This is a genomic window from Mesorhizobium sp. M7A.F.Ca.CA.003.01.2.1, assembly GCF_003998945.1.
Taxonomy (GTDB): Bacteria; Pseudomonadota; Alphaproteobacteria; order Rhizobiales; family Rhizobiaceae; genus Mesorhizobium; species Mesorhizobium ciceri.
In genome coordinates this window covers 1-7,619 of the sequence record NZ_RZRA01000152.1, presented here as the reverse complement: position 1 = coordinate 7,619, position 7,619 = coordinate 1, and the positions used below count along the sequence as shown (strand labels likewise).

The window sequence follows — 7,619 nt, the reverse complement described above, 5'->3', positions numbered from 1 at the left end:
GAGCAGCTCCATCAGCATCTCCGGTTTGCCGAAAGAAACCCGGCTGGCGGCGCCGATCACCTGGTGGATCTGCTTCAGGTCGACGACCGCGTCCTCGCCGACGGTGACCAGAAAGAAATTGTCCTTCTTGTCCTTCAGGAACAGGTTTTTCGTGTGCCCGCCGGCGATCTCGCCGCGCAGCGCCTGCGAATCGGCGACGGTATAGAGCGGTGGATGGCGCTTGGTCGAGGCAGCAATGCCCAGCTCGGCAAGAAAGGCAAAAAGTTCGGCTTCGGTCTTCGGCATCGGTTTCGTCTTCGTCCCGTTTGTGAGCCCATGCCGTTTACGGCCAATGGGGCGGCCGACACAAGGCCGTCATGCGACATCACGGTGAGCGGCACCCGCCCTTTGCGGTGGCGCCCCCGCCGCGTGCCACTCGCGCGCCCGCCGGCGGCTTGCCGGCCTCGCTTGCCGGGTCGTAAAAAAGCCTGCGATTTCCCTGTTGCAATCGCCGCGCTCTTCAGCCATATAGGCCCGGCTTGCGGCCAAGACGCCGTGCGAGCGGGTGTAGCTCAGGGGTAGAGCACAACCTTGCCAAGGTTGGGGTCGAGCGTTCGAATCGCTTCACCCGCTCCAGTTTCCTCTTAGGAAATCAAGCATCGAAAAGCCGCGGTCCGCCGCGGCTTTTTCGTTTTTGGACATTGTCGAACTGGGAGCTTGGGCCGAACTGCGCTTCGTCCATCCGCCTCTCATGTCACATAAAATTACAGCCAGGAACGCTTCCCGCCTCGCCTCGTTAGCCCTCCACCACCTAACGATGGAGAAAAACCAATGCAGGATATTTCCGGTAAGCGCGTCGCTATCCTTGCGACAAACGGGTTCGAACAATCCGAGCTTGAAGTTCCGCTCAAAAAATTACGCGAGGCGGGCGCCGAGGTCGATGTCGTGTCGCTCGCAAGCGGCAAGATCAAAGGCTGGGACCTCAAGGACTGGGGTCGGGAGATTCCTGTCGACAAGACGTTGGATGAGGCGCGGTCGGACGACTATGACGCGATCGTCCTGCCTGGCGGGGTCATCAATCCGGATCTGCTGCGCGTCGAGCGAAAGGCCCTGGACTTCGTCGAATCGTTCTGGTCGGCCAAGAAGGTCGTCGGCGCGATCTGCCATGCGCCCTGGCTTCTCGCCGAGACCGGCATCGTAAGGGGTCGCCGGGTCACGTCTTACAAATCGATCAAGACCGATGTGATCAACGCCGGCGGTCTGTGGGAGGACACCGAAGTCGTCACCGACCAGGGGCTCGTCAGCAGTCGCAATCCCGGCGATCTCGACGCGTTCTGCGACAAGCTCGCCGAGGAGATCAGGGAAGGGCGGCACGACAGAAGGGTTGCTGCCTAGCCGCCTGTCCGCCCAGACGATCGACCGCGCAAGCTTTTCACAGTCAGCCCTTCGCCCCATCCGCCTTCCGCAGCGATGCCTGATGCACCAGCGAGGTCCAGCTGTTGGTCGAGGCGAGGTGGCAATAGAGCAGGCCGAGCGCGCCTGATTTGCGCAGGTCGAGAAACGCCTCGTCGCTCAATTTGTTGAAGGCCGGCTCGTCGATCACCTGGAAGTCGGTGAGGTTGAGCACCTCGCCACCCTCCAGCGTCACCTTGCTCTGGCGCGGCGAAAACAGGCCGTGCGCATCGATCTTTTCGACCATCTCGCGGGTGGCTCGGAAGTCGATCTGGAACTGGTTGCAGAAGGCGAGCGCCTGTCTGGTCGCTTCGGTCGGCTCGTTGCCGGCGAAGAACGGCAGGATCTTGTCGTCGCGCAACGGCGCCAGCAGCTGGTCGACGATGCGATTGCTGGCCCGGTCGGCGCACAGCGTCAGCCGGCCGGCCGATGTCGGGTCTTCGGCCAGGATGAAAGGATAGCGCCGGACATAGGCGGGGATGTAGTGCGGCCCGGTCCATTTGCCGTCGGCATCGACGAACAAATTCTCGTTCTGGCGCACGCCGGTGATGATCACCGGCGACTTGGCCGGGCCGATGAAGACGATCGGGTAGGAGCGCATCGCCGCCGGCATTTCCGACGCGACCACCGGAATGGCGTGCGCCGAGCGGGCGAAGCCGAAGTCACTGCGCGCGGTCAGGCCAAGCGAGCCGTGCCGCGCCGGATTGAGCGCCTCGGGCCTCGAATAGAACAGCGGCAGCGCATCGCCCGTCACGTCCGTCTTTGCATCCGCCATCATCCGTCTCCCGCACGCCCATCAGGCTGCCAATGGTCCCGAAGCCGGGATCTATGCTTTGTTTGCGCTGATCTTGGATCGAAAGGAATCCCGCGCAGGACAAAGTACTACAGCGTCTCTTGCGCGCATAAAAGGACAGGCGGTGCTGTATCTTTTGGATTTGCCGCGATCGATTGTCTTGGGGAACACGACCGCCGCCTGCCCGCCTCTGGACAGCTTGCGGCGAAGCGGCGACAGTGCCGCCGCTGGAGCAATTCCGGGAAAAGTGTGCAGCGGTTTTCCCCTGGCAATTGCGGAGAAACAAAGAGCTGGATCGGATCCGAACGCTGAACCGCTCCAGCGCAAAGATTGAGGCAAACGGGATGGCGTCGGTGTCGGATTTCGAGCAGGGACAAACCTTCACCATCGAAGCCGGGGGCAAGCAGATCCCGCTCGAACTGAGCGCGGTCAAGCCCATCGCCGCCAGCCCGCGCCCGGGTGGCGGTTTCTCGCTGCTGTTTAGAGGCCCGCGCGACATCGCGCTGCCGCAGGCGACCTACCTTTTCACTGGCACAAGCGGCAGCCACGAGATCTTCATCGTGCCGGTCGCCGCCGATGCGGCCGGGCGGCTGTACGAAGCGGTGTTCAACTAGGCGACGTTTGCTCTTTGAGGCGACGCTTGCGCTGCGGCGCGAAACCTTGACGCCAGCGGGACAGCCATCGTCTCACCCCGCCCCGCCACTCGGCGCCGCACATTCCATCAAATCGTATACACCCTTGTCCTCGACCACCGCAAAACCGAGCCTGACATAGAGCCACCTGGCCGGATTGTGCTTCTCGACGTGGATCGATACTGATTTGCCGGCTAACCATGCCTCGTCGATGAGATCGCGCAGCAGTGCGGTGCCGTAGCCCTTGCGGCGATGCTCCGGCAGGAAGGCAATGTCGATGATGCGGTGCTGGCCTGGCCAGCGCTCGATGTAGAGCCGGCCGATGTCTTTCCCCGCTCGTTCCACCACCAGCCAGTCGGCCTCGGGATAGTGTTTTCGGTAATGCGCGTGCTGCGCCTGGAACTGCATGTCGAGGAAGGCGGCCTTCTGTGCCTCGGTCCACGCCGTCACGGCGAGTTCTTCCACGCGCGTCGAGGCATAGAGCCGCGACAGGAACGGCAGATCCGCCTCTGTCGCGGCGCGGAAGCCGAGCCCGGCCTTCTCCGACCGGGACCAGGCTGCGAGCCGATACGCCTGCTTTGCCTCTGTCACGCTGCCTGACGTCAGACCGGCGGCGTCAGGTCGCGCACGACGACGATCTGCTTGAGGTTGCTGGTGGCCAGCGCCGTCCACGTCCACTCCCATTCGGAGCTGTCCATGGCCATCTGGTTGATGGTCCACAGACCATTTGTGCCGTCGTTCTGGACCATCATCGAAAACAGGGCAAGGCGGCCATCGGCATTGTAGTCGAGCGACAGGCTGGTGTTGGCGCCGGAGCCGCCGAAATCGCGCCATCCCGACCAGTTCTGGGTGGCGGCGTCATATTGGGCGTTGAAGGAGTGGACATGCTGCTGGTCGGAGGCGACCAGCATGATGTCGCCGTCGCCCTGGATGCCGGCGCAGAGCGTGTATTTGGGAACCCTGCTGTAACCGGGCGTCGCCCAGGCCGTCCAGGTGTCGGAGCCGGCCGGCAATTGCTTGGTGTGCAGGACCTGGCCTTGCTGCGTCATGGCAAACAGATTGGTGCCGCCCAGCGGACCGACAATCGGCGCCATTTCCGTGAAGGGGTAGCCGGCGTCGATCTGCACCCATGGCGTCCAGTCGGCGACCGTCAGCGCCTGGACCTTGGCCTGCTGGCAGCGATAGAGATGGAGGGCGGAGTTGATGCCGAACAGCGCGATGCGGCCGTCTGCCTGGCGCAGCGCCGTGATCGCCACGAGCTGCCCGGTCAGCTGGATCCAGGCGCTCCACGGCTGGACTGGCGGCCTGAGCTCGTCGACGGTGACGACGATCGGCGTCGTCGTGCCGGGCGGCGTGATGGTTTTCTGCACTTGAACAATCACATCCGGGTTCTGGTAGATCCACCAGATGCGGCCCAGATTGTCGGTGAGGAAGATTTCGACGCGGCCATCGGCATCGCGCGCCATCGTCAGTTTCTGATAGGAGGTGGCACCGGGCGGTGTGCCAATGCTCGTCGGCGCGGTCCATTTGTCGATCGGACCGATCTGGTTGGGGTCTTCGGTGATGAAGGACAGGTTGGTGGTGCCCGAGGCTTGCGCGACCACGGCGACGCGACCGTCCCTGGTGAGGCCCGCCGTCATGATCACCCAGGCGCCGGGCGCGATGAACGACCACGCCGCGGGCCATGACCCGTTCGGTGCGTCTTGAGCCTTCTGGATCAACTGACTTTTGGCGGAATCGATGCCCACCACCATCAGCCGCGACAGTTCGAAGAACGCCGCGCCGGCGGGCTTGTTCTGGTAGATGGGCGGGACGCTGGATCGCCGCGAGCGGGCGTTGGCCTTGGAAGCCGCCCGAGGCGCGGGCGCGGGCGTCCTTGCTGCGGGGGCCGATGCCTTCGACCTAGGTTCAGCTTTCTTGGCCATCGTATCGGTCCTGCCTTGTTGATTCGGAATTCCTCAGCCTCTCGGCGGGAAAAAGCCTTCCAGCGCGATGCAAAAAGTCAATGTCAGGTAGGGCATGCGATTGTTGTGCGGCAGACTGCCACCTGCCGGAGCCAGCATGTTCACTGCCATCGACACGATGTTAGCGGTCGTGTTCTTGTAGGCGTTGGCGTTGCTCGACCTGGCGATCGCCCGATCCGGCGTCGGGATCTGAAGCTCGGCAGGGTCGGTTACGGCGCGGATGTTGTGATTGTGCATCGGCATTTCCGATTCCAGTAGAGACACGGTATCCGAGCCACCGAACTGCCCTAGATCATAAAGCGCCAACCCTTGACCCTGGCCGGGTTGCATCGGCACATTGCCTTGCATGTCCGGCAAGCTGAAGGTCGATCTGCCATCGCCGCCATAGGTCGTGCCCAGCAGCGAGAACAAGGCCGTGTTTTGCGAGATCGGCATGAGCTGACCGTCGCAGGTCGCCCAGCCCCTGGGTGCGAAGTTGGACGGAAAAATTCGGATTTCCGCGACGAATTGGTCCGACATGGTCCTGTCCTTATGTTTGGGTCGGGAAAACGCCGAACAGTGAAATGATGAAATTGACACAGAGGTAAGGCTGCAGGTTGCTGTGAGGCTGGCTGCCACCCGTCATGCCGACCACAGGGTTGGCGAGGTTCGCCGTCGGTGTGTCCTCGACATAGAGCTTGCCTGTAGACGATTGGGCCACAACGTTGTTGGCGGGGCTCGTCTGGTTGGAGACGCTGCTCGTCGCCAGCATGGCGTGAGTGTGGCCGGTCATTTGCTGTATGTTCAGCGTCACGTCCTCGACGCCGCCGGTTTGCCCGATGATGAAACCGGTTCCCTGATGGACCGGCACGCGGCTGGCCAGGTTCGGCAGGTTGAATGTCTCCTGACCGTCGCCGCCATAGGTCGTGCCGATCAACTGGAACAGGGCATCGTTTTCGGAGATGGGTATCGTCTGGCCCTGACAGAACGCCCATCCGGCGGGCGCAAAGTTCCCCGCGAACATGCGAATCTCGCCGATGTAAACTGTCATGACTGCGCGTCCTTCAATTCCGCGACGGGAAGATACCTTGCAGGGCGATGCAAAAATTCAGCACCAGATAGGGCTGCATGTTTTCATGTGCCTGGCTGCCGCCCATCGTGGTGACGCTGCTGGGCACCAGCGTTGTCAGGTTCGATGTCGCGGGCGCGTAAAGCTGCGCGGGCGACGCCGCAAGCACATTGCCGCTGGCGACGAAGAGATCGCCGGAATCCGATGTCGCGCTGGCGGTGTGAGAATGCTGGGGAATCTCGGGCAGTGTGAGCGTATGCGCCTGCTCGCCGCCCCGCTCGCCCAGGAGATGACCTTGGCCGCCAGTATGAGTTGGCACGCGCCCGCGCAAATCGGGCAAGGCGAAAGTCGTTTGCCCATTGCCGCCATAGGTCGTGCCCAGCAGAGCAAACAATGCCTGGTTCTGGTTGATCGGCAGGAGCTGTCCGTCGCAGAACGCCCAACCTTGGGGAGGGAAGTTGAAAGAAATCAACTTGATTTCCGAGAGATACGGCTCGGCCATATACACCCCCAAACGTTCAATTTGTAGTAAAAAGCCAATCTCTACATGACGTTACGTTAGATCACCCACCGCCACAAAGCAATCTGCTCGGCCAATACATTTTGTAATTTATTCCAGCGCCACCGCGCGCAACGCCCGCCTATGGCAGGGGCGGCTCCGTAACCCCAACAATGGTCCCGAAGCCGGTGTTGTTGTGGTCGGCGGCCACTGTCGCGGCACCGCCACCCGAATGGCTGTTGAGACTGGCGAGATAGGCCTGAACCGCCGTGTCGTCGGTGGCGCTGCCGGCATAGCCTTCGATCTTGTCGATCACATTGAACCGCTGCCGCACGCGGATATCGGTGACGCCAGCTGACGGATCGACGCTCAGCGTATTTCCATGGATATCAAAAGTCAGCGCGCCATTGTCGGGCGTGCCGGAGGCACCAGCCTGGCTCGAGGTTATCCCGCCATTGACGCGGATCGCCTCGAGCGCGGCTGCGGTCGTCGTGCTGACGGTGTTGTTGGTGATGGTGGCATTGACGATCCCATTGCCGTCGCCGTTCGCGACCAGGATGCCATAGTTCGCGACGTGCGTGACAGTGTTGCCGTCGAGCTTGACGGTCACCGTGTTGCTGCCGGTGGCGGTCCCGTTGATGGAGACACTGATACCTGGTCCGGTGCCGGAATCCGCGTTGTTGATGTTGTTGTTGAGGATGTTGCCCGTGAACAGGCCACGCACGACCGGCGATGCGGCACCGCCGCGGTTGACGTTGATCTGCGAGCCCGCGCCGCCGGCACCAAACAGGGTCGCATAGTTCGCCGTGGTGAAGGTCGCGTTCAGCACATTGAAATTATAGGTGCCGGCGCCGTTCTGATCCATGTCCACGCCAACGAAATTGTCGGTGAAGGTGCCGCCGCTGCCGGCGACGCCGGCCTGGCCGACATCGAAATCGATGTTGCCCGAGCCGTTGTTGATGAGCTGGATACCTCTCGCGAAATTGCGCAGGAACGACGAGTTCGTGACAAGGCCGGTGATGTTGGCGGTGCCGTCGGCCTGCAGCAGCAGGCCGACATTGCCTGGCGGTCCCACGGAGGTGTCGCGGAAGGTCGAGCCCGAAACAGTGATGTTCAACGTGCCGCTGTTGTTGAAGACGTTGAAATTGTCCTCAAGGCCGTTCGCGATCACCGAATTGGTGATGGCGACGGTGCCGGTCAGGCCGTTATGGGCGGCGTCGGCGGCGCGGAAGCTGATCGAGCCTTCGTCGGC

General features: G+C 62.3%; 9 protein-coding genes, 1 tRNA gene and 1 pseudogene. 3 read left to right on the top strand and 8 right to left on the bottom strand.

Features of this window, described 5'->3' with window-relative positions; all coding sequences use genetic code 11:
• Window positions 1-285, bottom strand: a 285-nt coding sequence (locus EN969_RS09020; protein WP_281060001.1) for a YbaK/EbsC family protein, incomplete at its 3' end; no start/stop codon positions are given.
• Window positions 286-540: 255 nt separating this feature from the next.
• Here EN969_RS09020 and EN969_RS09015 point away from each other — a divergent pair.
• Together EN969_RS09015 and EN969_RS09010 are read left to right on the top strand one after the other, a co-directional pair.
• Window positions 541-615 (top strand) — tRNA-Gly (locus tag EN969_RS09015).
• A 195-nt stretch (window positions 616-810) separates the two neighbouring features.
• Window positions 811-1,374: a type 1 glutamine amidotransferase domain-containing protein gene (locus tag EN969_RS09010; RefSeq protein WP_013528771.1), complete on the top strand. Its 564-nt coding sequence runs from the start codon at window positions 811-813 to the stop codon at window positions 1,372-1,374.
• A gap of 43 nt (window positions 1,375-1,417) precedes the next feature.
• On the opposite strand, the gene EN969_RS09005 is transcribed toward EN969_RS09010, so the two are convergent.
• A complete protein-coding gene (locus tag EN969_RS09005; RefSeq protein WP_063169576.1) occupies window positions 1,418-2,206 on the bottom strand; it encodes a SapC family protein in 789 nt (262 codons plus the stop codon).
• Between the two features lie 236 nt (window positions 2,207-2,442).
• On the opposite strand from EN969_RS09005, the gene EN969_RS09000 reads away from it, so the two are divergent.
• Window positions 2,443-2,838: a hypothetical protein gene (locus EN969_RS09000; RefSeq protein ID WP_244514245.1), complete on the top strand. Its 396-nt coding sequence runs from the start codon at window positions 2,443-2,445 to the stop codon at window positions 2,836-2,838.
• Window positions 2,839-2,910: 72 nt separating this feature from the next.
• Here the strand turns inward: EN969_RS09000 and EN969_RS08995 are convergent, their stop codons facing one another.
• The 6 genes and pseudogenes from EN969_RS08995 to EN969_RS08970 form a co-directional block, all read right to left on the bottom strand.
• A complete protein-coding gene (locus tag EN969_RS08995) occupies window positions 2,911-3,447 on the bottom strand; it encodes a GNAT family N-acetyltransferase (protein ID WP_244514246.1) in 537 nt (178 codons plus the stop codon).
• A gap of 11 nt (window positions 3,448-3,458) precedes the next feature.
• Window positions 3,459-4,781 carry a hypothetical protein gene (locus EN969_RS08990; RefSeq protein WP_063169578.1) on the bottom strand — a complete coding sequence of 441 codons (1,323 nt, stop codon included), beginning with the start codon at window positions 4,779-4,781 and terminating at the stop codon, window positions 3,459-3,461.
• Between the two features lie 33 nt (window positions 4,782-4,814).
• Window positions 4,815-5,339 carry a tail fiber protein gene (locus tag EN969_RS08985; protein ID WP_063169579.1) on the bottom strand — a complete coding sequence of 175 codons (525 nt, stop codon included), beginning with the start codon at window positions 5,337-5,339 and terminating at the stop codon, window positions 4,815-4,817.
• A 10-nt stretch (window positions 5,340-5,349) separates the two neighbouring features.
• A complete protein-coding gene (locus tag EN969_RS08980) occupies window positions 5,350-5,850 on the bottom strand; it encodes a tail fiber protein (RefSeq protein WP_063169580.1) in 501 nt (166 codons plus the stop codon).
• A gap of 13 nt (window positions 5,851-5,863) precedes the next feature.
• Window positions 5,864-6,370 carry a tail fiber protein gene (locus EN969_RS08975; RefSeq protein ID WP_063169581.1) on the bottom strand — a complete coding sequence of 169 codons (507 nt, stop codon included), beginning with the start codon at window positions 6,368-6,370 and terminating at the stop codon, window positions 5,864-5,866.
• A 139-nt stretch (window positions 6,371-6,509) separates the two neighbouring features.
• Window positions 6,510-7,619 (bottom strand): annotated as a pseudogene (locus tag EN969_RS08970) (hypothetical protein); the annotation flags it as partial.